27 protein-coding genes are annotated in these 24,038 nt (G+C 66.5%); 12 read left to right on the forward strand and 15 right to left on the reverse strand.

The features are described from left to right. Positions 1-11 precede the first annotated feature (11 nt). From R5H30_RS03725 to R5H30_RS03750, 6 genes are all read right to left on the reverse strand, one after another. Positions 12-449: a universal stress protein gene (locus tag R5H30_RS03725; protein WP_318326664.1), complete on the reverse strand. Its 438-nt coding sequence runs from the start codon at positions 447-449 to the stop codon at positions 12-14. A gap of 255 nt (positions 450-704) precedes the next feature. Then, entirely contained in the window at positions 705-1,313 is a 609-nt protein-coding gene (locus tag R5H30_RS03730; protein WP_318326665.1) for an ABC transporter permease subunit, read from the reverse strand. Continuing rightward, positions 1,310-2,965 (reverse strand): transporter substrate-binding domain-containing protein, encoded by a 1,656-nt coding sequence (locus tag R5H30_RS03735; RefSeq protein ID WP_318326666.1) that lies wholly within the window; start codon positions 2,963-2,965, stop codon positions 1,310-1,312. The genes R5H30_RS03730 and R5H30_RS03735 overlap by 4 nt, the downstream gene beginning before the upstream one ends. Next, a complete protein-coding gene (locus R5H30_RS03740; protein WP_318326667.1) occupies positions 2,959-3,747 on the reverse strand; it encodes a class I SAM-dependent methyltransferase in 789 nt (262 codons plus the stop codon). The genes R5H30_RS03735 and R5H30_RS03740 overlap by 7 nt, the downstream gene beginning before the upstream one ends. Next, the gene (locus R5H30_RS03745; protein ID WP_318326668.1) at positions 3,747-5,081 is read right to left on the reverse strand and encodes a transporter substrate-binding domain-containing protein; all 1,335 of its coding nucleotides are present in this window, start codon (positions 5,079-5,081) and stop codon (positions 3,747-3,749) included. The genes R5H30_RS03740 and R5H30_RS03745 overlap by 1 nt, the downstream gene beginning before the upstream one ends. A 155-nt stretch (positions 5,082-5,236) precedes the next feature. Further along, a complete protein-coding gene (locus tag R5H30_RS03750; RefSeq protein ID WP_318326669.1) occupies positions 5,237-5,479 on the reverse strand; it encodes an accessory factor UbiK family protein in 243 nt (80 codons plus the stop codon). Between the two features lie 93 nt (positions 5,480-5,572). Here R5H30_RS03750 and lgt point away from each other — a divergent pair, with 93 nt between their 5' ends. Genes lgt through pgeF form a run of 3 tightly spaced genes read left to right on the forward strand, consistent with a single transcriptional unit; the run spans position 5,573 to position 8,273 of the window. Beyond that, positions 5,573-6,460: a prolipoprotein diacylglyceryl transferase gene (gene lgt / locus R5H30_RS03755; RefSeq protein ID WP_318326670.1), complete on the forward strand. Its 888-nt coding sequence runs from the start codon at positions 5,573-5,575 to the stop codon at positions 6,458-6,460. Further along, a complete protein-coding gene (locus R5H30_RS03760) occupies positions 6,457-7,521 on the forward strand; it encodes a class I SAM-dependent methyltransferase (protein WP_318326671.1) in 1,065 nt (354 codons plus the stop codon). The genes lgt and R5H30_RS03760 overlap by 4 nt, the downstream gene beginning before the upstream one ends. Continuing rightward, positions 7,518-8,273 carry a peptidoglycan editing factor PgeF gene (gene pgeF, locus R5H30_RS03765; protein ID WP_318326672.1) on the forward strand — a complete coding sequence of 252 codons (756 nt, stop codon included), beginning with the start codon at positions 7,518-7,520 and terminating at the stop codon, positions 8,271-8,273. The genes R5H30_RS03760 and pgeF overlap by 4 nt, the downstream gene beginning before the upstream one ends. Here pgeF and R5H30_RS03770 read toward each other — a convergent pair. Then, the gene (locus R5H30_RS03770) at positions 8,263-8,799 is read right to left on the reverse strand and encodes a TetR/AcrR family transcriptional regulator (RefSeq protein WP_318326673.1); all 537 of its coding nucleotides are present in this window, start codon (positions 8,797-8,799) and stop codon (positions 8,263-8,265) included. The genes pgeF and R5H30_RS03770 overlap by 11 nt on opposite strands. A gap of 72 nt (positions 8,800-8,871) precedes the next feature. On the opposite strand from R5H30_RS03770, the gene R5H30_RS03775 reads away from it, so the two are divergent. After that, positions 8,872-9,939 carry a zinc-binding dehydrogenase gene (locus R5H30_RS03775; protein WP_318326674.1) on the forward strand — a complete coding sequence of 356 codons (1,068 nt, stop codon included), beginning with the start codon at positions 8,872-8,874 and terminating at the stop codon, positions 9,937-9,939. A gap of 302 nt (positions 9,940-10,241) precedes the next feature. On the opposite strand, the gene R5H30_RS03780 is transcribed toward R5H30_RS03775, so the two are convergent. After that, complete coding sequence (locus R5H30_RS03780) at positions 10,242-10,733, reverse strand: Lrp/AsnC family transcriptional regulator (RefSeq protein ID WP_318326676.1); 492 nt, start codon at positions 10,731-10,733, stop codon at positions 10,242-10,244. Positions 10,734-10,942: 209 nt separating this feature from the next. On the opposite strand from R5H30_RS03780, the gene trxB reads away from it, so the two are divergent. The 3 genes from trxB (at position 10,943) to R5H30_RS03795 (ending at position 15,255) form a co-directional block, all read left to right on the forward strand. Continuing rightward, complete coding sequence (gene trxB / locus R5H30_RS03785; protein WP_318326677.1) at positions 10,943-11,932, forward strand: thioredoxin-disulfide reductase; 990 nt, start codon at positions 10,943-10,945, stop codon at positions 11,930-11,932. Positions 11,933-12,056: 124 nt separating this feature from the next. Then, positions 12,057-13,415: a cytochrome P450 gene (locus tag R5H30_RS03790; protein ID WP_318326678.1), complete on the forward strand. Its 1,359-nt coding sequence runs from the start codon at positions 12,057-12,059 to the stop codon at positions 13,413-13,415. A gap of 121 nt (positions 13,416-13,536) precedes the next feature. Beyond that, positions 13,537-15,255: a bifunctional sulfate adenylyltransferase/adenylylsulfate kinase gene (locus R5H30_RS03795; RefSeq protein WP_318326679.1), complete on the forward strand. Its 1,719-nt coding sequence runs from the start codon at positions 13,537-13,539 to the stop codon at positions 15,253-15,255. A 60-nt stretch (positions 15,256-15,315) separates the two neighbouring features. Here the strand turns inward: R5H30_RS03795 and R5H30_RS03800 are convergent, their stop codons facing one another. From R5H30_RS03800 to R5H30_RS03810, 3 genes are all read right to left on the reverse strand, one after another. Next, positions 15,316-16,194, reverse strand: coding sequence for a PhzF family protein (locus R5H30_RS03800; RefSeq protein WP_318326681.1), 879 nt, complete (start codon positions 16,192-16,194; stop codon positions 15,316-15,318). Positions 16,195-16,266: 72 nt separating this feature from the next. After that, a complete protein-coding gene (locus tag R5H30_RS03805; RefSeq protein ID WP_318326682.1) occupies positions 16,267-16,491 on the reverse strand; it encodes a DUF1150 family protein in 225 nt (74 codons plus the stop codon). A 5-nt stretch (positions 16,492-16,496) separates the two neighbouring features. Further along, positions 16,497-16,910, reverse strand: a complete 414-nt coding sequence (locus tag R5H30_RS03810; protein WP_318326683.1) for an Hsp20 family protein — start codon at positions 16,908-16,910, stop codon at positions 16,497-16,499. A 161-nt stretch (positions 16,911-17,071) separates the two neighbouring features. On the opposite strand from R5H30_RS03810, the gene R5H30_RS03815 reads away from it, so the two are divergent. From R5H30_RS03815 to R5H30_RS03825, 3 genes are all read left to right on the forward strand, one after another. Continuing rightward, on the forward strand, positions 17,072-17,296 hold the full coding sequence (locus tag R5H30_RS03815) for a YdcH family protein (RefSeq protein WP_318326684.1): 225 nt from the start codon (positions 17,072-17,074) through the stop codon (positions 17,294-17,296). Positions 17,297-17,391: 95 nt separating this feature from the next. Next, positions 17,392-17,880 carry a 5-(carboxyamino)imidazole ribonucleotide mutase gene (gene purE / locus R5H30_RS03820; RefSeq protein ID WP_318326685.1) on the forward strand — a complete coding sequence of 163 codons (489 nt, stop codon included), beginning with the start codon at positions 17,392-17,394 and terminating at the stop codon, positions 17,878-17,880. Then, positions 17,873-18,946 (forward strand): 5-(carboxyamino)imidazole ribonucleotide synthase, encoded by a 1,074-nt coding sequence (locus R5H30_RS03825; RefSeq protein WP_318326686.1) that lies wholly within the window; start codon positions 17,873-17,875, stop codon positions 18,944-18,946. The genes purE and R5H30_RS03825 overlap by 8 nt, the downstream gene beginning before the upstream one ends. On the opposite strand, the gene R5H30_RS03830 is transcribed toward R5H30_RS03825, so the two are convergent. Then, positions 18,943-20,085, reverse strand: a complete 1,143-nt coding sequence (locus tag R5H30_RS03830) for an alpha-D-ribose 1-methylphosphonate 5-triphosphate diphosphatase (RefSeq protein ID WP_318326688.1) — start codon at positions 20,083-20,085, stop codon at positions 18,943-18,945. The two genes, R5H30_RS03825 and R5H30_RS03830, sit on opposite strands and share 4 nt — an antisense overlap. After that, positions 20,072-20,848, reverse strand: a complete 777-nt coding sequence (locus R5H30_RS03835) for an alpha/beta fold hydrolase (RefSeq protein WP_318326689.1) — start codon at positions 20,846-20,848, stop codon at positions 20,072-20,074. The genes R5H30_RS03830 and R5H30_RS03835 overlap by 14 nt, the downstream gene beginning before the upstream one ends. Before the next feature lie 65 nt (positions 20,849-20,913). On the opposite strand from R5H30_RS03835, the gene R5H30_RS03840 reads away from it, so the two are divergent. After that, the gene (locus R5H30_RS03840) at positions 20,914-21,369 is read left to right on the forward strand and encodes an NUDIX domain-containing protein (RefSeq protein WP_318326690.1); all 456 of its coding nucleotides are present in this window, start codon (positions 20,914-20,916) and stop codon (positions 21,367-21,369) included. Here R5H30_RS03840 and R5H30_RS03845 read toward each other — a convergent pair. Next, positions 21,335-22,183 carry a DMT family transporter gene (locus R5H30_RS03845; RefSeq protein WP_318326691.1) on the reverse strand — a complete coding sequence of 283 codons (849 nt, stop codon included), beginning with the start codon at positions 22,181-22,183 and terminating at the stop codon, positions 21,335-21,337. The genes R5H30_RS03840 and R5H30_RS03845 overlap by 35 nt on opposite strands. Positions 22,184-22,600: 417 nt before the next feature. Next, complete coding sequence (locus tag R5H30_RS03850; protein WP_318326692.1) at positions 22,601-23,362, reverse strand: sensor histidine kinase; 762 nt, start codon at positions 23,360-23,362, stop codon at positions 22,601-22,603. Between the two features lie 161 nt (positions 23,363-23,523). Between R5H30_RS03850 and R5H30_RS03855 the strand changes: the two genes are divergently transcribed. Then, on the forward strand, positions 23,524-23,973 hold the full coding sequence (locus tag R5H30_RS03855) for a response regulator (RefSeq protein ID WP_318326693.1): 450 nt from the start codon (positions 23,524-23,526) through the stop codon (positions 23,971-23,973). The last annotated feature ends 65 nt before the right edge of the window (positions 23,974-24,038 follow it).

Here is a 24,038-nt window from a genome sequence, read left to right on the forward strand (position 1 = left end):
TGCTGCTCTCCTCAGGCCACGACGGTTACGGGCACGCTGGCATGGGTCACCAGGTTGACGGTGGACGATCCGAACAGGCGCTGCGCAAAGCCGGTTTCGGACTTGCGGGCCACGACGATCTGCGTTGCACCTTCCTCGGAGGCGATGCGCTCGAGAATCTCGGCCACGTCGCCGTGCCGGACGACACCGCGCGCGTTCATGCCGTTCTTGGTCAGCGCCGCGACGGCGGGTTCGACGACTCGCGATGTCGCGGCCTCGATCTCTTCCTCACGTCGCTTGTGCCGCTGCGCGTTCTCCTCGGCTGTCTGGAAGGTGAACGGTGACCATTCGATCACGTAGACGAGGATGACCTCGCAGGCGTCCATTCTCTCGGCCAGCGTTCTGGCGAAGGCGACGGCACGCTCGCCGGAACTTTCGCCGTCGAGTCCCACCACTATCTTTGTCGTCATTGGAGTCCCCCGATCCGTATGGATTCATTTCGGAAATGCCTAAAAACGGGGCGAAATGGTTACCTCACCTGCCCTCAGTAACGACCCGAGGTTGCATCGGGTCAAGAAAAAGTCGCTGAAAACCAAGGGATTCCTGCAAATCCGGCGCGCTTTTCGGTGCGGTAAAGGCAATTCGCCCACGAATCGGGAAGGCGCAAAATTGCGGCAGAAGAAGGTGATCGGAGCCGGCAGAAAGGGTCTGCAGGCGAACGCAGGCTAGCGTCGCGAGAGGCGCATGGCGCCGCGCAGCAGGCCCGAGACGATCAGCCCGGTGACGAGAAACCAAAGCGACACGAACAGATAGACCGAAAGCAGGAAGTCAGACCCGACGTTGCGCGAAATCAGCGTGTTGGCGCGGCCCACGATTTCGTCCGCGCCGATGACCGAGGCGGTGGCCGAGGCCATGACGATGATCAGAAGATACTGCACCCAGGCGACGAAGAAGGTCTCGCCCGCCCGGCTGGTGCCTGAGCGACGCTGCTCGAGAAAGCCCAAGAATTGGTCGGAGACGAACCCGGTCACCGGGAAGATCAGCGCAAGCGTGGCCTTGATCCAGAGCGGCACCGCAACGATCGCGCCGCCGATCTCGACCTCGCTGGGGATCATCGACGCCATGTAGAACAGCAGCACGAAGCTGGGCACGTTGCGGCAGATGTTTGTGCCGAGCCGCGCGACGGGTTCGACCGCGCGCAACCTTCGGAAGCGCATCAACCCCAGGACCGCGCCGAACAGTGTGCCAAGCAGCATCGACAGGGCCGAGATCAGCAGGTTCATGGCAAACCCGCCTGCGAGATATCCGCCGTGCTGCTGGAAAATCTCGATCATCGCGCCAGCATCCAGGATTTCAGGCGCTTGAAGAGCCAGATGATGCCGAGAACGAGCAGGAAGTAGAAGACCAGAAGCCCGTTCATCAGCGTCGTGGTGTCGGCCCCTTCCGAGACGGTCAGGTTCACGGAAGAGATCACTTCCCCGACTGCGATGGCACTGGCCATGCCCGCCGCCTTGACGATGTTCACGCAGGTCGCCACCAACCCGTCGAACCCGCGTTCGAAGGCCTTCGGCAGCCGGGCCAGCGCCGAGGCCTCCGGGTTCAGTTCACGCTCCTGGTCGAAGGCATGGGACAGGATCACCGCGTTGGTCGATCCGGCATAGAGCGAGAAGACCACGATCGCGATCACGAAGCCGCCGGGCGTGAAGGCCGCACCGGTGGCGGTGGTGGCACCGATGCCGAAGAACAGGATGTAGAGTTGCAGGATCGGCGGCGTCATCCGCGCGACGCTGATCAGGACACGCTGCGGGACCAGCAGCAGCCGCCCGATCCAGCCCCGCGCTTCGAGGCTCGCATGGATCAGCCCCAGCCCGACCCCGACTATCAGCGCGCCCAGAATGGCGCAGACGCTGAGCGCAAGCGTCAGCCCCAGCCCGCGCAAAAGCCGCGCACGGATGTAAGGGCTGGTGAAGGCGCGCAGATCGATGCCCGTCCGGTCGTGCAGCGCGGTCATCCAACCTGGCGGGTCCGGCAACGGCGCGCTGGCATAGGGCGCCGGATCGAGGCAAGTTGCGGGAAAGGCGCCGCTGCGGTCGCGGGCGCAGACCGCGCGGCCGTCCTCGACTGCGGACCATGTCGCGTGCTTGTCGCGCAGGTAAGCCGTGCGCGGAAGGCCCCACTTGTCCTGCAACTCGAGAATGCGACCGCCGGCGTGCCATTCGGCGATCATATCGCTCACGAATCGTCCAAGATCGGCCTGCCCTTCGCCCCTGGCCACAATGATCGCCCAGGGCGTCACCTCGATGGTCTCTTCCATCACGGCGAAATCGTCATCCGGCGCAGTCCGGATCAATTGCGCCAGCGCGGTGTCGTCGAAGGCCCAGCCGATGCAGCGACCATGCAGCACGGCCAATTGTGATTCCCGGTTCGAGGCGAAATAGCGCCCGTCGACGCCGTAGGTCTCTTCGAGCGTGCGGTTGTAATAGGCCCCCTGGTTGAGGCAGACGGGTTGCCCCTTCAGTTCCTCCCATGTCCTCAAGTCGAGGTCGGCGCGGCCATAGACCACCACGCCGCTGGAGTAATAGCCGGGTTCCAGCAGGTCCGCCCGATTGCGCCGTGCGGCCGTATCGCCGGTCGTCGCGATCACCACGTCGACGATGCCCTGGTTGACACGCGCGATCCGGTTGCTGGCCGTGACGGGCCGCAGTTCGAGACCGACGCCCATGCGCCTCGCCAGGTCACGGGCGAGATCCGGCTCCAACCCGACAGGGGTGCCATCCGGCCCCACCATGCCCCAGGGCGGGTAGTCGCCCTTGACCCCGACGATCAGCGTCCCACGCTTGAGGATGTGATCGAGCCGGCCGGAAGGGTTTTCGGGCATTTGCGCCTCGAGGCCCGGCGGCACGTCGTCCGCGACGGCAATGTGGGTCAGCGCGACGAAAGCCAGCACCGACGCTCGGATGCCGCGCGCCATGCGCGCGCTCAGCATGACGCCTCCGCGTAAAGCCCGTAGCACCAGCGCAGCGGACAAAGGCGAGAGAGCAACCTGTCGGTCTGGCGCGCAGTGCGGTGCGTGAGCAGCCAGTTCTCGGGCAGCACGCTTTCGCAGCCGACATGGCGCACTGTGAACGCGGCCTCGGTGAGTTCGCGGCGCAGCCCGGCCTCGTCGAAAAGCTGGTAGTCGAGCTCGACCGTTTCCCCGTCGAGCGCGCGCTCGTAGCGCACCAGCCCATAAGCGCCGCTTCCCGCCCGCCGCTGTTCGGCCCGGAAGCGTCGTTTGACGTTCGGCACCGAGACGATCAGCCTCCCCGTTTCGGGTTTCAGCGCCCCGCGCATCTGCGCCAGCGCGGCCTGCCGGTCGGCGGGTCCCGCGATGTGGCCGAGCACGCCGAACATGCAGATGACCACGTCCGCCCGCCCATGACGCGAAACGTGGTCGGACAGCATCGCCGGATCGGGCCCAAGGACCGCAAGGTCGTGCCACCCCCGCGCCTCGGCGCGCGCGCGCACCAGCGCCAGCGCAGCCGGGCTGACGTCGAAGCCTGCGGCGCGCGCCACATGGCCCTGCGCCTGCATCAGGTAGCGCCCGCTGCCGCAGCCGAAGTCGATTAGATGGGCGTCAGGCCCGAGGTGACCGCGGATGCGCCGCCACATGTCGGGGTTCGGACCGGGGTAGCGCCGGTCATAGTGGCCGGTTTCGAAATAGCGCTTGTAGGAGCGCCGCACGAGATCGTCGTCGTCCGGCGAAAGATGATCCTGCGGATCCTGCATCAGTTCGGCGACACGGCGCCCGCGCCGAGCTCCGCCTCGAGGTTCTTGCGCCAGTCGATGTCGCGCATCTGCGCGATCAGGCCACGGTCGATGGCCGCGCGCAATTCGGTCGCGCCCTCCTTGCGTGCGATCCCCCAGCCATATGGCTCGTTGCGATAGACCGATGGCTGGACCGTCACCTGCCCGGCAAAGAGATCGGTGCGGCTGAGGTAGGTCAGCGCGACCCAGTCGCCGAGCACCCCGTCGACCCGGCCGTTGGCCAGCATGTGCATCGCATCGACCCAGCGCTTGGTCAGCACCACCTCACCGGGCAAGGCCACGTCGGTTGCAGCGGTGTCGGTGGGTTCCATGCGCGGGCAGGCGAGATGTCCAAGGCGCGCCTCGTAGGCGTCGCGGGCCGGGTCGTCCTCGGCAAAGTAGGGATCGAGCGCCGCGTATTGCTCGCGCAGGAACTCCTGCGAGGTCGAGCAGTCCAGTGTTGCGATCCGCATCGAGGTCAGCGCCCGCGGGTCGACGGCCCGGTGCGTGCCGATGGAGCCGACAAAGGCGCTGGTCAGAACCCCGAGGATTGTCGCCGAAAGGGCCGTGCCGACCACTGCAAGAAAGATCTCCAACACCTTGGAAAGGTTTGTGTAATAAGCCTCGTCCACACCCCGAACGCCGATGCTGCGCATCGTCGCCTCGAGCATGTATCGCATCCCAGAGGACACCTTCCCGCGCGACGGCTCGTCTTCGGGCACGACAAGTGCGGCGCGCAGCAGGTAGGCCATGATCAGGTTGAAGGTCAGAAAGATGACGACCGCACGCACCACGCCGGGCTGGGTGACGGTTTCGATCAGCACCTCGGTCGCATCGGCGAAGTCGATCGCATTGGAATGCGGCAGCGCCAGCGTGAGCCCGGAAGACAGAAACTGCTGCGAGAAGTCGTAGCGCTCCATGCGCTCGGCGGTGATCGTCAATGGCGAGATCACGACGTCGATCAGCCCTTGCGCCATCGCCGCTTCCTGCTGGTCGATGGTCTCGCAACTGACATAGGCGACCGACCGCAAAAGCGGCTTGCGCTCTTCAAAGCTCATCGCCGCGATGTCGCGCGCACTCGGCGGCGCATCGAGGTCCTTCCACAGCCGTCGCGCGACCTTTTCCCAGACCCGGACCGAAAATCCGGTCGCGACGCCATCCTCATCGAAGGAACTGAACGGGGGGGAATCGCGGATCGCAACGACGATGTCGGCGTCCGGACGGCTTTCGATGCAGGATTGCGCGAGTGCGGCGGTCCCGTGCAGCGTCCAGAAGGAGAACAGAGCGACGCAGATGCGAAGGAACGGGCGCGACAAGTTCAGACCTCTTCCGACCCGGCCGCGTAAAGGTCAGGCGCGCCGGGACTTGGCGCAGGTTAGGTCAGTTCCCGCGTTTGTTGCAAGAAATCAATCAGAAAGTGTGGCCTCAGGCCATCGGTACCGGCCAAGTGCGGAAATCGGCGCCCGGAAGATCAGCCCTTGCCTTCGAGCGCCTCGATCCGCGCCTTCAGCGCTTCGTTCTCCTCGCGCGCCTTCTGGGCCATCGCACGCACGGCGTCGAACTCCTCGCGGGTGACCAGATCGCGCTCGGCCAGCCAGCGGTCCATGAAGCTTTTCATCGCCGTTTCGGCCTCTTCCCGCGCGCCCTGTGCCACGCCCATGGCATTGGTCATCAGCTGCGAGATGTCGTCGAAAATCTTGTTGCGGGTCTGCATCGGCAGTCTCCTTCGGTTCAGACCGTTATATGGGTCGGAAATCCGCGCCTCGCAAGGTTGACTTCCCCCGAGCCCGCGGGGAAAGGATGCGCCATGCGTGCCGCCCTGCCCTTTCCCGACATCTCACCGGAACTCTTCTCGGTCTCCCTGTTCGGTTTCGATTTCGCCCTGCGCTGGTACGCGCTGGCCTATATCGTCGGCATCCTGATCGGCTGGCGTCTCGCGGTCCGTGCCTTGAAAACCACTCGGCTGTGGCGCGACGAGAAACCGGTGATGACCACCGCGCATCTCGAGGACATGCTGACGTGGATCATCCTTGGCGTCGTCCTTGGCGGTCGGCTCGGCTACGTGCTGTTCTACCAACCCGGCTTCTACCTTGAGAACCCCGGTCAGATCCTCCGCATCTGGCAGGGCGGCATGGCGTTTCACGGCGGCATGATCGGAGTCGTTCTGGCCGGGCTGACGTTCGCCCATCTCAAGGGCATGTCCAAGCTCAGCGTCGGCGACCTGATGTGCCTCGGTGTCCCGCCCGGGCTGCTGTTGGGACGGCTTGCAAACTTCATTAATGCCGAGCTGTGGGGCCGCCAGACGGACCTGCCTTGGGGCGTCGTGTTTCCAGGCGCGGCCGCACAGGACTGCGCGGGCGTCGTCGGCCTCTGCGCACGCCATCCATCGCAGCTTTACGAGGCGCTGCTCGAGGGACTTGTGCTGGGTGCCCTGCTGATCTGGCTGGCCTGGCGGCGCGGCGCGTTTCGCCATCCCGGCCTGATCGCGGGCACCTTCCTTGCCGGCTACGGGCTTGCGCGGTTCTGCATCGAATTTGTGCGCCAGCCCGACGCGCAGTTCGTGACCCCCGGCAATCCGCTGGGTCTGGCCTGGCAGGTCGGCGGCTGGGGCCTGACGATGGGTCAGATCCTGTCGCTGCCGATGATCCTGGTGGGCGTGGCGCTCGTTGTGCATGCGCGACGCCGCGGGCCATGAGCCTGCGCGAGCGCATTGCCGCGCGGATCGCCAGCCAAGGCCCGATCAGCGTCGCCGAATACATGACCGAATGCCTGCTGCATCCCGAATTCGGCTATTACACGACACATCCGTCGATCGGCGCAGAGGGCGATTTCGTCACCGCCCCGGAAATCAGCCAGATGTTCGGCGAACTGGTGGGGCTCTGCCTTGCGCAGGCCTGGATTGACCAAGGCAGCCCGTCGGCGGTGACCCTGGCCGAACTGGGTCCGGGCCGCGGCACGCTGATGGCCGACCTTTTGCGGGCCACGCGTGGCGTTCCCGGCTTTGCCGAGGCCGGCGACGTGGTGCTGGTCGAGGCCGCGCCGCGCCTCGCCGCGGTGCAGGACGAAACGCTGGCCGGCCACAGCTTCCGCCGTGTGGCCGATATCGCGGCCTTGCCCGAGGACGCGCCGCTGTTTCTGGTGGCGAACGAGTTTTTCGACGCACTGCCGATCCGACAGTTCGTACGCGCCGGAGACGGCTGGCGCGAGCGCCGCGTGGGTCTGGATCAGGCCGGCGACCTGCACATGGGCCTCGGTCCCGCATTGCCGGTCCCGGCCTTGGATCACCGGCGCGAGGACACGCAAGACGGCGATCTGGTCGAAACCGCTCCCGCCTCCGAAGCGGTGGCCGAAGCGGTGGGCCGGCGCATCGTCGCGCGGGGCGGTGCAGCACTGATCATCGACTACGGCGACTGGCGCAGCCTGGGCGACACCTTCCAGGCCTTGCACAACGGCGCGTCTGCCGATCCGCTGGCGCACCCGGGCGCGGCGGACCTCACCGCCCATGTCGACTTTGAGGTCATTGCGCGCGCCGCACCCTGCGCGCACACCCGCCTGACGCCGCAGGGCGTCTTCCTCGAACGCCTCGGCATCACCGGTCGCGCGCAGGCTCTTGCCGGAAGGCTTTCCGAAGATCGCTTGGGCGCGCATGTCGCGGCACATCGGCGCTTGACGCACCCCGATGAAATGGGAAACCTATTCAAAGTGCTGGGACTTTATCCAAACGACGCTGTTCCCCCGCCCGGGCTCGATCCATGACGCTGGAAATCCTGACAGCCGACAGCCTCTCCCCTGTCCGCCACGGCTTTTTCACGCGCCGCGGCGGCGCCTCTTCGGGGGTTTTCTCCGGGCTCAACTGCGGCACCGGCAGTTCCGACCAGAGCGAGATCGTCGCGATCAACCGCGCCCGCGCCGCCGCGGCGATGGACGTGCCGCCGCAGCACCTCGTCGGCGTTCACCAGGTCCACTCGGCCGATGTCGTGACCGTGACCGACCCCGCCCACGACCGGGCGCGGGCGGATGGCCTGGTTACCGACCAACCCGGCATCGCGCTTTCGGTGCTGACGGCGGACTGCCAGCCGGTGCTGTTTGCGGATGCGGAGGCCGGCGTGATCGGGGCCGCCCATGCCGGATGGCGCGGCGCGCTCGACGGTGTGCTGGATGCGACCGTCGCGGCGATGGAGGGGTTGGGTGCGCGGCGCGCGCAAACCGTCGCTGTCATCGGCCCCGCAATCTCGCAGGCGGCCTACGAGGTCGGCCCCGAGTTCTTCGAGACCTTCATGGCCGAAGACCCGGAGTACGCGCGATTTTTTGTGTCGGGCATCGACGACCGGCTGATGTTCGACCTGCCGGGCTTCGGCCTGCACCGCCTGCGCGAGGCCGGGGTCGGCCACGCCGAGTGGACACGCCACTGCACCTATTCGGACGCGGAGCGGTTCTACTCTTATCGCCGCACGACCCATGCCAAGGAGGCCGATTACGGGCGGCTGATCTCGGCCATCATTCTCTAGCGGCGCATTGTTCGGCGGCGCGCAGCCCCCCCGCAAGCCGCTTTGCCGCATCCACGGCGCGCGCGCCATGCAGCGGCCAGCCCTGCGTCAGACCCTCGATGATCAGCGCCAAGTCGACCTCGGCCCCCTCGAGGCCTGCAAGCTTCGCCGCGCGCGCAGAGACCTCGGCCTTGTGACCTTCGAGAAAGTGCCGCAGTTGCCGGTCCTGCGGCGCGGCAGCGACGGCCGCGTGGAACAGGCAACCGTGCGAGGCCTCTTCGACCATCCAGACCCCGATCCGGTCGAGAAGCTCGAAAAGGGCCGCCTCGGAGGGTTGGAGGTCATCGAAGAGGTGCGCCATGTAACGCCGGTGGCGATGCTCGAGCGCGATGCGCACCATCTCGCCGCGCGAGGGCGCGTATTTGTAGAGCGTGCGCAGGCTGACGCCCGCCGCGTCGCGCAGATCCTCGACGCTCGGCACGGCAAAGCCTTGGTCGGCAAAAGCACGCTCGAGCCCCGCGGCGATCTTTTCCTCGATTCCAGTCATGCTTGACGCTGTAGAACGTTTCCTCTACCCCCGGCAAGTAGAGAGATCATTCTACCTGACGGAAGATTCCGGATGAAGACTCCGAAGACGATGAAGGGCATGGTGCTGATCGGGCACGGCGGGCTCGACAGACTAGTCTGGCGCGAGGATCTCACCGTGCCCGAACCCGGTCCGGGCGAGGTTCTGGTTGCCGTCGCGGCTGCGGCGGTCAACAACACCGACATCAACACGCGCACCGGCTGGTATTCGAAAGCCGTGCGCGGGGATACCGCTGCCGGGGCCGCGGGCGGCTACGGAGCTGCCGCCGAAGCCGACGGAAGCTGGTCCGGGGCCGCCCTCGCCTTCCCGCGCGTCCAGGGCGCCGACGGCTGCGGCAGGATCGTCGCCACCGGCGCCGACGTGAGCGCAGAGCGCATCGGGCAACGCGTGCTCTTGCGCGCGTTGCAGGCGACCGGCGACGCGGACTTGCCGATCAAGACGCTGGGCTCGGAGTCCGATGGGACCTTTGCCGAATACGTCGTGGTCTCCGACGTCGATGCCGTTGCCATCGAGTCGGACCTTTCGGACGTCGAACTGGCATCGTTTCCCTGCGCCTTCTCGACCGCCGAGGGGATGATCCAGCGGGCCGGTCTCGGGGCCGAACGCGTGCTCGTCACCGGCGCCTCCGGCGGGGTCGGGTCGGCGGCGATCCAGTTGGCCAAGCGGCGCGGCGCCCATGTCACGGCGCTGACCAGTCCCGACAAAGCCACCGCGCTGCGGTCCATCGGTGCGGACGAAACACTCGACCGCAACGCGGAACTGCCCGGCCGCGCGTTCGACGTGGTCCTCGACCTGGTGGGCGGACCGCGCTGGGGTGATTTGATCGACGCGTTGCGGCACGGCGGGCGTTATGCCGTGGCCGGTGCCATCGCCGGTCCGATCGTCGAACTGGACCTGCGTACGCTCTACCTGCGCGACCTGTCTCTCTTCGGCTGCACCTATCAGCCGCCGAACGTCTTCACCGATCTGGTGGGCTATATCGAAGCAGGCGAGATCAGACCCGTCATCGCCGAGACGTTTCCGCTGCACGAGATGCGCCGCGCGCAGGAGGTCTTTCTGGACAAAGGCCATGTCGGCAAAATCGGCCTGACGATAGCTTGAGCGGACCGCATCGCCGCCGCGATGCCGAAGCGGGAACAATCCTGCCATTACAACGCGGATTGTTCCGAGCGGCCGCAATCTCGCCGCATTGCAGGGGCATGGTCGGGCTGACGCGGAAGAATCCGCCCTTGATGCAGGAGCAAAGCCCATGCGCCCGTCCAGCCGTTTCCTGAAGTCGGTCCTCGAAGCTGCCACAAAACCCGCACCGACCCTGCCCTGGGCACGCAACAAGGCGCAGGCCGCGGCCTGACGGCAGTTCTCGGGCAGCACCCGAATGCGATGTGCAACACGATGGATCGCGGTCAGGGCGCGGCGGCCAGGCGCTTTTCCAGCACGTCGAAGGGCACGCCGGGTTCGTCCTTCGCCTTGCGGATCACCAGTGATGTCTTGACGCTTTCGACGTTGGCCGTGGTCAGCAGGTTACCCGTCAGGAAGCTCTGAAAGCTTGACAGGTCTGGCGCCACGCATTTGAGGATGAAGTCGACTTCGCCATTGAGCATGTGGCATTCGCGCACGAGCGGCCAGCCGCGGCACAGGTTTTCGAAGGCGCTGAGGTCGGCTTCGGCCTGACTTGCGAGGCCGACCATCACGAATACCTGCACCTCGAAGCCAAGTTCGCGCGCGTCGACCTCGGCGTGATAGCCGCGGATGAAGCCGGCTTCCTCGAGCGAGCGCACCCGGCGCAGGCAGGGCGGCGCCGAGATTCCCACGCGCCGGGCCAGTTCGACATTGGTCATGCGCCCGTCGGCTTGCAACTCCGCCAGTATCTTGCGATCGATTTCATCCAGCCGCATGCTGCCTTTCCGCCTCCCGTGATTTTGCGTTTGTTATAGCATCCCGGCCGACCTGCGCAATAATGTTTCGCGCCTGCGCAATAATCTTTCGGAAACATGATCCAGGTTTGCGCAACCGGCCTTGCATGCGGCGCATGACAACGGGGGTTTAAGACCCGGGCGCCGGCCTTTATATCGAATGCGCTGCCTTATCACTCAAGAGGGTTCATATGGCCGATACACGTCACACCCGCGTTCTCATCATCGGGTCCGGCCCCGCGGGGTACACTGCGGGCGTCTACGCGAGCCGTGCCATGCTCGACCCAATCCTCGTGCAGGGCATCGAACCCGGCGGACAGCTGACCACGACGACCGAGGTCGAGAACTGGCCCGGCGATACCGAGGTGCAGGGCCCCGACCTGATGGTGCGCATGGAAGCGCATGCCAAGGCGATGGGCACCGAGATCATCGGCGACATCATCACCGACCTCGACCTGTCGAAACGTCCGTTCACCGCGCGCGGCGACAGCGGCACGACCTACATGGCCGATGCGGTGATCCTGGCCACCGGTGCGCGGGCCAAATGGCTTGGCCTGCCCTCGGAGGAGAAGTTCAAGGGCTTCGGCGTTTCGGCCTGTGCGACCTGTGACGGCTTCTTCTATCGCGGACAGGAAATCATCGTCGTGGGCGGCGGCAACACCGCGGTCGAAGAAGCTTTGTTCCTGACCAACTTCGCCTCGAAGGTCACGCTGGTGCATCGCCGCGACGAGTTGCGCGCCGAGAAGATCCTCGTCGACCGGCTGATGAAGAACCCCAAGATCGAACCGATGTGGTTCCACACGCTCGATGAAGTGGTCGGCACGGACAACCCGCTGGGCGTTGAGGGCGTCAAGCTGCGCCATGTGCAGACCGGCGAGATTACCGAGATTGCCGCCAAAGGGGTCTTCATCGCCATTGGTCACGCGCCTGCGAATGAACTCGTCAAGGACGTGCTCGAGACCCATATGGGCGGCTATGTCGTGACCAAGCCCGACAGCACCGAGACCTCGATTCCGGGCGTCTTCGCGGCGGGCGATCTGACCGATCACAAGTACCGGCAGGCGGTAACCTCGGCCGGGATGGGGTGCATGGCCGCACTCGAGGCCGAGCGCTTCCTCGCCGAGAACGGCATCGAGGAAGAGGAACACGGCGCGCCGCTGATCGAAAGCGCCGCGGGCTAACCAGGCACGACGAACCCCCGCAGACTAAGCACCAACCGGGACGCCGGCAGCGTACGCAGCATTAAGACACCGCTTAACCGCGGCATGGTTAACAGCCTCTCGTTCCAGCAGACGAGAGGCTGCCATGCTTCCCACGCCCAAACTTGCGCATATCCCCGGCCCGCCGGCCCCGCCGATGATCGGCCACACATTGCAGATCGTTCGGGATCCCTATGGCACACAGGCCCAATTCATCGATCGCTTCGGACCGGTCTACAAGACGCACATGCTGGGACGCTGGCGCGTCAATCTCTGCGGCCCCGACGCGATGGAGTTCGTGCTGCTGAACCGCGACGGAATCTTTTCCAACGCGGGTGGCTGGGACGCGCTGCAACGGCTCTTTCCGGGCGGGTTGCTGTTGCAGGACGGCGAGATCCACCGCAAGAGCCGCCGCATCATGACCGAAGCCTTCCGCGCCGGCGCGCTGCGCGACTATCGCCGGCGCATGGGGGACGCGGTGGACACCCTGCTGGCCGGCTGGCCCGCACGCCAGCCCTTCGGGTTCTACGACGCGATCAAGGACCTGACGCTGCGCATGGGTGGCGCGGTGTTCATGGGACTGCCGCTCGACGGCGCGCTTGCGCGGCACCTCAACCGCGCCATCCGCGCCGAGATCCGCGCCACCGTCACACCGATCCGGCTGCCTTTGCCCTTCACGCCGATGTGGCGCGGCGTGCGCGGACGACGGTTTCTGCGCGAGACTTTCCGGTCGCTCATCGACGAGCGGCGCGCGACGGGCGGAGAAGACTTCTTTTCCCGCATGTGCCTGGCGCGGGACGAGGAAGGTGCGGGATGGGACGAGGAAGAGTTGCTCGACCAGTTCAACCTGCTGATCATGGCGGCGCATGACACCACCGCGACGACGCTCACCGCGATGGTCTGGGCGCTGGCCGCGCATCCCGAATGGCAGGCGCGCGTCGCCGCCGAGGTCTCGGAGCGCGACCCTGCGCGATGCGATGTGGATCTCGCCGAGATGACCGATACCGCGCTGGTCTTCCGCGAGGCATTGCGGCTGGTCGCACCGGTGCCCTTCATCCCGCGCCTTGCCACAGAACCGTTCCGTTGGCGCGGCCTGCACATCCCGGCCGGCACCTCGATCTCGCTCAACCCGGGTTTCACAATGCTGTCGGAGGATCTCTACACCGACCCGCAGCGCTTCGACCCCGAGCGTTTCGCGCCGGGCAGGGCCGAAGACCGACGGCACAAGTTCGCCTGGACCCCCTTCGGCGGCGGCGCGCACAAGTGCCTCGGCATGCATTTCGCCGAAACCCAGGTCAAACTGTTCCTCGCGGCGCTGCTCAGGCGCTATCGGGTGTCGCTGGTCGACGCGGCAGACCCCGGCTGGCAGCGTATGCCGATCCCGCGTCCGCGCGGCGGACTTCCCGTTGTACTCGAACCGCGGCTGGGCACGCTCCGCAGGGCGGTAAAACATGCCGCCGGGTAAGCAGTTTTCCGATTATCGGAGAAACGTCCTTGAAATTCTCGGAACCAAAGCGCTATAGGCCGCGCGTGTGGCGCTACGTGGGGGAGGCGCGCCGATGGTTTGAATGAAAGAGAGAGATTGTATGAACACCCCGAACCTGGCTCCGATCCCGGAGCTCTTTGTGAGTTACGAGTCCGCGCAGAAACTGAAGGCTGAGGCCGGTGACCTGATCAGCTGGGACCTGAGCCCGCGCCAGATCTGCGACCTCGAACTGCTGATGAACGGCGGCTTCAACCCGCTCAAGGGCTTTCTCTCGGAAGAAGATTACAACGGCGTCGTCGAGAACATGCGCCTCGCCGACGGCACGCTCTGGCCGATGCCGATCACGCTCGACGTGCCCGAGGCATTCGCCGAGAAACTCGACGTCGGGCAGGACATCGCTCTGCGCGACCAGGAAGGCGTGATCCTCGCGACGATGACCGTCACCGACCGCTGGACGCCCGACAAGTCGCGCGAGGCCGAGAAGGTCTTCGGTGCGGATGACGATGCGCACCCGGCGGTGAACTACCTGCACAACCAGGCCGGCAAGATCTACCTCGGCGGTCCCGTGACCGGCATCCAGCAGCCGGTGCACTACGATTTCCGTGGACGCCGCGACACGCCCAACGAGTTGCGCGCCTACTTCCGCAAGCTCGGCTGGCGCCGCGTGGTCGCGTTCCAGACCCGCAACCCGCTGCACCGTGCGCACCAGGAACTGACCTTCCGCGCCGCCCGCGAGGCGCAGGCCAACCTGCTGATTCACCCGGTCGTCGGCATGACCAAGCCGGGCGACGTCGATCACTTCACCCGCGTGCGCTGCTACGAGGCGGTGCTCGACAAGTACCCGTCCTCGACCACGACGATGTCGCTGCTGAATCTCGCCATGCGCATGGCCGGTCCGCGCGAAGCGGTCTGGCACGGCATCATCCGGCGCAACCACGGCTGCACGCACATGATCGTCGGTCGCGACCACGCCGGTCCGGGCAAGAACTCCGCCGGCGAGGATTTCTACGGACCCTACGACGCGCAGGAGCTGTTCCGCGAGCACCAGGACGAAATCGGCATCGAGATGGTCGATTTCAAGCACATGGTCTACGTGCAGGAACGCGCCCAGTACGAGCCGGCCGACGAAATCGAGGACAAGGACAAGGTCACGATCCTCAATATCTCTGGCACCGAATTGCGCCGCCGTCTTGCCGAAGGGCTGGAGATCCCCGAGTGGTTCTCGTTCCCCGAGGTGGTCACCGAGCTGCGCCGGACGAGGCCCGCGCGGGCCAAGCAGGGCTTCACCGTCTTCTTCACCGGCTTCTCCGGTTCCGGCAAGTCGACCATCGCCAACGCGCTGATGGTCAAGCTGATGGAGATGGGCGGTCGCCCGGTGACGCTGCTCGACGGCGACATCGTGCGCAAGAACCTCAGCTCGGAGCTCGGCTTCTCGAAAGAGCACCGCGATCTCAACATCCGTCGCATCGGCTATGTCGCCTCGGAGATCACCAAGAACGGCGGCATCGCGATCTGCGCGCCCATCGCGCCCTATGCGACCACGCGCCGGGCCGTCCGCGAGGACATCGAATCCTTCGGCGCCTTCGTCGAGGTGCATGTCGCGACCTCCATAGAGGAGTGCGAGCGCCGCGACCGCAAGGGGCTCTACAAGCTCGCGCGGGAAGGCAAGATCAAGGAGTTCACCGGCATCTCGGACCCCTACGACGTGCCGCAGAACCCCGAGCTCAGCCTCGATACCGAGAATGTGGACGTCGACAACTGCGCCCACCAGGTCGTGCTGAAACTCGAAAGCATGGGGCTGATCGGGACCACCGCCTGACGCGATTTCACGATCCTGACAACCGAGCCGCCGGTCCCGCAAGGGGCCGGCGGTTCTCGTTCAACTCCCGGGCAGCGTCAGCCGACCCGACATCAGCACGTAGCCCCGGCCCGCCACCTCGACCCCCTCAATGGCGCTGCGGGGCCCGAGCACGCGCACGTCGGCTCTTCCGGGCCGGCCCATGCCGTGACCTTGTTCGGCAACGAATTCGGGCCGCTCGATCAACCCGCGCGCCCAGAGGTAGGCTGCCATCGCCCCGGTGGCCGAGCCTGTGAACGGATCCTCTGGCGGGCTTGGCGGGGCGAGCAGAAGCCGAGAAAACGTGTCGCCACCTGGCGTCGCCCCGTCGAGCGTGACCCAGAACGGCTCCATCATGTCGATACGGTCCTGCCCGAGATGCCGGGCCATGGCCTGCAAGGCCCCGGTCTCGAGTTGCAGGCGATCGAGGCTGTCTCGGTCGCGCAGCACGGTGATGCAGAACGGAAGACCGGTCGAGACGACCTGCGGTGGCGCTATGATCGCCTCCGTGTCGAGACCGCCGACGGCCGCCACGAGACCGGCGGGAACCTCCGCCCCGAATTCCGGCGCCTTCTGGATCATGCGCACGCTGTCGCCCGCGACACTGACCGGCACCGGACCGGCACCGGTTTCAAGAACCAGGTCGCCGTCCCCGATCAATCCGCGGTGGCGCATCGCGGCGACGGTCGCCACTGTGGGGTGTCCGGCAGAGGGGATCTCGCGGCTGGCGAGGAAGTAGCGCACGCGAATGTCCGCGACCTCGGAAGGGCCGGTGAAGGTGCATTCGACCAGCGAGGTCTCGCGCACGTAGGCCATGCAGGTCGCATCGTCGAGCCCTGCCCCGCCGTGCACCACCGCACAGCCGTTGCCGCCGAAAGCCCGGTCCGAAAACGCGTCGACCCAGTCAAATTCGAAATCCATGCCGCCTCCGACGAAAAAGGGCCGCGGAACATCCACGGCCCTTCGGCATCTCAATTCAGCGCGCGTCCGGCGTCAATGCACCGCAACGGGCGCGTAGTCGTGCTGCCGCGCCAGCCGGAACGCCATGCCGCGATCGGCCACGAGCGCAAGCTGCTGGCCTTCGGCGTCATGCACGGCAAAAAGCTTGTCGAGATCGCCCGCCTGGTCGCGGACCTCCTGCGGCAGAGTCTCCACGGCAACGGTCTTGACGTAGACGATCGGGTTCTCTTCCGGTCCGAATTCGAATGTATCCTGCATGATCCTCACCCTTTCCTTATGTTGATGGTCTGCACCACCGTCTGCGGCTTGGCGCGGCTCAGGTCCACGTGCAGCAAGCCGTTCTCGAGCACCGCCTCACCGACATCGACACCGTCGGCCAGAACGAAGCTGCGCTGGAATTGTCGCGCCGCGATCCCGCGATGCAGAAAGATCTTCCCGTCGCTGTCGTCGGTCTGGCGACCGCGGATGACCAGTTGCCGGTCCTCGACCGTGATCGACAGGTCGTCCATCGAGAACCCCGCCACGGCGAGCGTGATGCGGTAGGAGAAGTCCGAGGTCTGTTCGATGTTGAACGGCGGATAGCCTTCGTTGCCGGTCTTGGCGGTCCGCTCGAGCAGTCGCTCGAGTTGCTCGAACCCCAGCATATGGGGATAGGATCCCAGGGTCATTTTCGTCATGCGACACGTCCTTATCAGTCAAGCGACAGTCTGTGGTCGGCCCCGCGTTCGGCGACCGTTGGCTCAAATATGGGTTTCCGCCCGCCCGGGCGCAAGGGCTAGGCGAATTGGCCCCAAGCGCTTATCTATATGGTAGAGCAACTTTCGGATTCGAAACGGCCATGAATGCACCCAGCGATCTGTCCATGAAAACGGATGAGGTACTGAGGGTGGAACTCGAGGTTTTCCGGCGCGAACACCGCGATCTCGACGCCGCGATCCAGGCGCTAGTCGAGAAGGGCACCGGCGACCAGCTGACCCTGCAACGCCTGAAAAAGCAGAAGCTGCGGCTCAAGGACCTGATCTCGCGGATCGAGGACCGCCTGACGCCCGATATCATCGCCTGATCCGGCGCGTCGGTGAAATCGGGGCGTCGCCGCATTGCCACCCCTGCGCCATCCACTATAGTGCGCGCTCCGGCAGCGCAGGCGGGGGAATTCACGTGAGCACAGCGCAAGTTGGCGTCATCATGGGCAGCCAGTCTGACTGGCCGACCATGAAGGAGGCCGTCGACCTTCTTGACGAACTGCAGATCGCCCACGAGGTGCGCATCGTCTCGGCCCACCGGACGCCGGACCGGCTGTGGGACTACGGCAAGAACGCCGCCGAACGCGGGCTTCGGGTGATCATCGCCGGGGCTGGCGGGGCAGCTCATTTGCCGGGCATGATGGCTTCCAAGACCCGGGTTCCGGTGATCGGCGTGCCGGTGCAGACCCGGGCGCTCTCGGGCGTCGATTCGCTTTATTCCATCCTCCAGATGCCGCGCGGATTTCCGGTCGCCACCATGGCCATCGGGGCTGCGGGTGCGGCCAACGCAGGGCTCATGGCGGCGGGCATCCTCGCCCTGCAGGACCCGGCGCTGGCCGAAAGGCTGGATGCATGGCGCGCGGCGCTCTCGGCCTCGATCCCCGAGGAGCCTGCGCGTGACTAACCCCCTGCAGCCTGGTGCGGTAATCGGCATTCTCGGCGGCGGGCAGCTGGGGCGGATGCTGTCGGTGGCCGCCGCGCGGCTCGGCTTTCGCACGCATATCTTCGAACCGGGCGCACATCCGCCGGCGGGGCATGTCGCCGACGCGGTCACGCGGGCCGAATACGATGACGCGGCAGCGCTCGAGGCCTTTGCCGATGCCGTCGATGTCGTCACCTACGAGTTCGAGAACATCCCGACCGAGGCGCTCGACCTGATCGAGGCGCGGACCGCGATCCGCCCGAGCCGCGAGGCGCTGCGGGTGAGCCAGGACCGCCTGACCGAGAAACGCTTCCTGGAAGACCTCGGGCTTGTCGTGGCGCCTTTCGCCGACGTGCCGGATGCCGATGCGCTCAGCGCGGCGCTCGAGCGCATTGGCCCGCCCGCGATCCTCAAGACGCGGCGTTTCGGCTATGACGGCAAGGGACAGGCGCGCCTCTCGGCGCCTGCGGATGCCGAAGTGGCACTGGCGGACATGGCCGGGGCACCGGCAATCCTGGAAGGTTTTGTTGACTTCAGCCACGAGGTCTCGGTCATAGCGGCGCGGGGTGCCGACGGCTCGGTGGCCTGTTTTGATCCCGGCGAGAACGTGCATCGCGATGGCATCCTGCGCACCACGACGGTGCCCGCCCGGCTGAGCGGGTCTCAGCGTACCGATGCGGTGCTGATGGCGGCGAAGATCCTGAACGCGCTCGATTACGTCGGCGTGCTGGGCGTCGAGCTGTTCGTGACCGAAGGCGGCCTCGTGGTGAACGAGATCGCGCCTCGGGTGCATAATTCGGGCCACTGGACCCAGAACGGCTGCACCGTCGACCAGTTCGAACAGCACATCCGCGCCGTCGCGGGGTGGCCTCTGGGCGATGGCGCGCGGCACTGCGACGTGGTGATGGAGAATCTGATCGGCAACGACATGGACCGGGTGCCGGACCTGGCGCGCGAGGCTGACACCGCGCTGCACCTCTACGGCAAGGCCGCGGTCAAGCCCGGTCGCAAGATGGGCCACGTGAACCGCGTCCGCCGCGGCGCCTAGCCGATCAGGCGTTCCGCAAGCGCACCGGACAGGTAGCTGAACCGCCCGCCCGAAAGGGTTCCGGCCACCCGGCGGCTCTCGGCCTCGACAATCACGAGGTCCGCGCGCGCGCCGGGCGCGAGCGTCCCGCGGTCTGTCAGCCCCAGCACCCGCGCGGGTCCCGAGGACACCAGCGCCCAGGCCGAGGCGAGGTCCGCGACGCCGCTGTCGGCGAGGAAAAACGCGGCGCGGCGCAGGCTGGGGTAGTGGTAGTCCGAGGCAAGCGCATCGCAGAGCCCCAAAGAGACGAGTTCGACGGCACTGACATTGCCCTTGTGCGAGCCGCCGCGCACGACGTTGGGCGCGCCCAGCACCACCGCGTCGCTCTGCCCCCGGGCCGCCTCGGCGGCCTCGGGGGTTTCGGGAAACTCCGCGATGCGGACGCCGCGCCCGTGCCAGTCTTCGCGGTCCGCCGCACTTCGGTCGTCGTGGCTGCCCATGCGCACACCGAGATGCGCCAATGCGGCGCAGGCCCTGTCCAACGCTTCCGGCACCGCGCCGGCGTTGCGGTGCAGCGCCAGCAGCATCTCGAAATGCGCCTCCGGGTTGCGTCCCGCCTTGAGCGCCTGTCCGGTCAGGCGCGGCGGGCGTTTGCCCTGCGCCAGACGGTCATGCGGCAGGTGGTCGTTGAAGACCACGTAGTCGATGGCCCAGTCGCGCACCCACCGCGGCAGCGCGTCGTAATGCTCCAGCATATGCGTCTCGAAGCGCAGTTGCGCGCGCAGGTCCGTGACCGCCTCGGGGGCCGCGGCGCGGATCGCTGCAAAGACTTCGCCCGCGAAGTCGGGTCCGCGCAGCCCGCCCTCCCAGCTTACGAATTGCGCCAGGACCGCGGTGCTGATGCCGTTGGCGGCGATCTCGGCCTCGGTGGCGAGGATGCCGTCGTGCATCTGCTTCATCGCCCCGCGTCGAGGGGCCACGTGGCGCTCGAAGGCATCGCCATGCAGGTCGATCATGCCCGGCAACACCAGAAACCCGCGCAGATCGGCCTTGCGCCCCACCCGATCGGCGACGATCCGGCCTTCGGCAAAGGACAGGCGCGTGTCCTGCAGCCCGTCAGGCCGCAGGACCTCTGCCCCGGTCAGGTCAAGGTCGATCATCGGTGCCGCCGGTCACGCAGGACCCGTCCGGGCAGCCCAGCTGTTCGAGGATCGCCTCGAAATAGGTGAGCGACCGGTCGAAGGCGCCGGTTTCCAGAAACGCGATGGTTTCCGAAATCACCCGGGGATTGTTCATCATGAAGGTGTGGGTCACCGGCAGGGTGATGTGATCCCGCATACCCTCCACGCGGGTCGAGGCGACCGAGACCTTGCCGTCGTCGGGCCCCGGGATCAACGAGGAGTAGTAGGGGTTCAGCGACTGGTCCCCGGCGATCACGCCCAATTCGAAGTCGACCGGCGGAAGCCGTCGCGGCAGCGAATTGGGCCCGGTGCCGAGCTGCCGTCCCGCAGGCCCGTTGATCCAGTCGAACGCCTCGATGTTCTTGAGCTCGTCCACCAGTTCGCTGCCGTTGTTCGGCGGCGCCAGCATCACCACGCGGCCGATCCGGTCGCCCGCACCGTCCGCGACCCATTGCCGGACAAGGATGCCGCCCATCGAATGGGTCACGAAATCGACCTGTCCCTCGGGTCCGCAGGCCGCGACAGCCTCTGGAAGGGTTTGGCGGACAAGCTGTTCCACCGGCGCGTCGGTCGACGGGTAGCCGGGGCGGACAACACGATAGTCGCGGTTCTCCAGGGCCAGTTCCATGAGCGCAAACGAGGTCGCCGTGCGCGCCAGGCCGTGCAGAAGCACGACGCAGCGCGCCTCGGCGGTCAGCGGCAGCAACAGGGCGAAAAGGGCAAGTCCGGCAATCCGTTTCATGTCGCTTGAGATAGCCGCATCGCCGCCGCTACAAAAGCGATACCTGACGTTCTACGGTGGTTCACATGCGCCCCAAGTCTCCTCGCCTCGCCGTGCGGGCCGTGATCCTGCACGAGGATCGGCTCTTGCTGGTCAACGCCTGGCCCGGTGGCCGCAGCCGACTGCTCTGCGCGCCGGGCGGTGGGGTCGAACCCGGGCAGTCGCTGCCCGCGAACCTCGTGCGCGAGGTCGCCGAGGAAACCGGGCTGTACATCGAGGTCGGCGCGCCCTGCCTCGTGAACGAGTTCCACGATCCCGAGAGCGGCTTTCACCAGGTCGAGATCTTCTTTCGCTGCAAGCTCGTCGCGGGTGCCGAGGTCGCGCCCGGCTGGCAGGACCCCGAGCGCGTGGTGAGCGAGTGGCACTGGGTCAGCCGCGACGAGATGCCGGCGCGCATGGTCAAGCCCGCAAGCCTCTTCGCGGCAGCCTTCGGCGCGCAGGACGGGGTCAGCTACGATCCGCTCGAGACGATCGTGCGGTGACCGCCAGTGCGATTCCGCCGAGAACAAGCAAGACGGCGACCGCGGTCATGACCGACAGGCGCTCTCCGAGCAGCGCGGCCCCGCCGAGGATGGCGATAACGGGAACGCTCAGCTGTACGACGGCGGCGGCGCTCTGCTGCAGCCGCGGCAACACCGCGTACCACAGCGCATAGCCCAGTCCGGAGGTGACGCCGCCCGACAGGACGGCGAGCGCCACGCCCGCCAGGCTGGCCTGAAGGTCGCCCGCCAAGAGCAGCAGGGCGGTGAACGGCAGACACAGTACGAAGTTCCCGGCGGTCACGCGCAACGGGTCGCCTGCGCCGCGACCGGACAGCGTGTAGACCGCCCAGCCGATGCCGGCCGCAACCATCAGCGCGGCCCCCGCCGGGTCCGCCGCCGCGCCCGGGCCGGGCCAGAGCACGAGGACGAGCCCGGCAAAGGCGATGCCGGCCCCGGTCAGCTGGCGCGGGGTGGGCGCCGCGCCGGTCAGCAGACCATGCAGGAACATGCTCATCTGCACCACGCCGAAGAGGATGAGCGCCCCGAACCCCGCATCCAGCGTTCGATAGGCCAGCGTGAATCCGACCATGTAGGCCGTCAGGCTCAGCGCGCCGACCAGGCGCGACCGGTTTAGCGGCGGCAACCCGGTACCCCGTGCCGCGATCAGAACCCACAGCACGACCGCTCCTGAGAAAACGCGCAGCACGGCAAAACTCTCTGGCCCGATATGTCCGCCGTTCACGGCGAGCCGGGTCAGGATCGAGTTGGCGGCAAATGCCACCATCGTGAGCGCGGTCAGCAGGAAAAGTCGCATGCTCCGCCATACGACAGGCAACCCGCGGCGCCAAGATGGCAGGCTGATCGGGCCGGGCCGGTGCCGGTCGACCGTCACTAACCGCTTTGGGTCGGTTCGACACGGCGATGGACGCGAAGTGAAGCGGAGCTCGTTCGCATGGGGCGCCGAACGCGGTCGAAGCGGTGCTGGCACGGCTGTTCGGCGTGGTGATCTGGCGCGCCAGGATCGCCCCGGTGTGGCGAGACGGCCTTCACTGCCGCGATCAACCTGAATCACCGGGTCTGTCCGCGATTCTCGGCCTGCAGGCGCGGCCCCCCGGCGGTGGGGATCCCTACCGCTGCCGACCAGTGTCCACAACATGCCGCCGACGCCGGCCTGTCCCGCTGCTCCGATGAAGCCGCGCGGGCCAGTGGGCCCGAAGCGGCTGCCGGGAATTCAGGTCTCGCCGCGGGTTCGCGGCAGGCACACCTCGACCACGGTCCCGCGGCTGTCGGCGTTGTCCCGAACACTCGCGGTGCCGCCATACAGCAGCGCGATCTTGCGCACGATCGCCAGGCCCATCCCGCTGCCTTCGACCTCGTCGCGCGGGCGCAGGGTGCTCATCGCCTCGAAGACCTTTTCACGGTAGGGCTCGGGGATGCCGGGGCCGTTGTCGCGCACCCGCAGGAGGATTTCGCCGCGCGCCTGGTGCGCCGAGACGATCACCTTGCCGCTGTCCCGGTCATGGTGGCGCACCGCATTGGTCACCAGCGCCGACAGAAGCGTGAGAACGTCCCGCTCGCCCATGTAGACATGCCGGCAGTCGAAGGCGCGGACGAGGCTGAACCCGGCGGGCACGGAGATTTCCTCGAGCACCTCGGTCAGCGCGGTGTCGAGGTCGATCTCGTGTACGTCCTGCATCCGCCCGACGCGCGAATAGGTCAGAAGGTCCACGAGCATGCGGTCGAGCCGCCCGGTGTGACGGTTCATCAGGTCGATGTTCTCGCGCATCGAGTCGTTGATCTTTATCCCGGCTTCCTCGAGGTCCTCGCAGATCCATTGCGGAACCTCGATCAGAGCGCGGACCGAAGCGCGCACATCGTGGCTGATGAGGTAGATCAGTTCCTCGAGTTCGCGCGAAGACAGCCGCGTCACGATCGGCCCGGGCCGGGGCGGCGGCGCCGCTTCGACCGCGCGCGTCGCAAAAAGTCTCACCATCGCCCTGCTCCTCCTATCTGCTCGGCCGGGGGTAACATGTGCCGTCTGAACAGCCGCTTAACCGCAGGCCACTGCAGCATGGCCGGAGTTAAACCCGGCTTAATCGGTTTCATGCCAAGCCTTGCGGGCACCGGTCCGTCGGACCTTTTAGGAGACGCAAGATGAACATGCAGATTTCGCGGCCGACGCGGGAGGCGAGCTTTCTGCTCATCGACGACGATACGATCAACATCCGCGCGATGCAGCGCGCCTTTCGCAAGCTGCGGATCCTCAATCGAACGCTGACGGCCAGCGACGGCATCGAGGGGCTTGAAATCCTGCGCGAGGCCGCAGTGGAAAACGGAGGCGAACTGCCGCCGTTCATCGTGATCCTCGACCTCAACATGCCCCGCATGGGCGGAATCGAATTCCTCGAGGTGGTGCGCAGTGAGCCGGCGTTGCAGCGCGCGGTGATCTTCGTCTTCAGCAGTTCGGAAACCCGGGCCGACATCCAGGACGCCTACCGGCAGAACGTCGCAGGCTATATCGTCAAGGAGAACCCGTACCAGAGCGTCACCCGAGCGCTGGAGATGCTCGGCAGCTATTCGCGAATCGTCGAATTGCCCGGCTGAGCGCCGCCTGCGCCTCTCCTGCGCAATAACGAGACACCTGCGGACCACGACGCGGCGGCGCTACA

This window comes from Roseobacter sp. FCG-D35 (genome assembly GCF_033436665.1).
Classification (GTDB): Bacteria; Pseudomonadota; Alphaproteobacteria; order Rhodobacterales; family Rhodobacteraceae; genus JAWQFO01.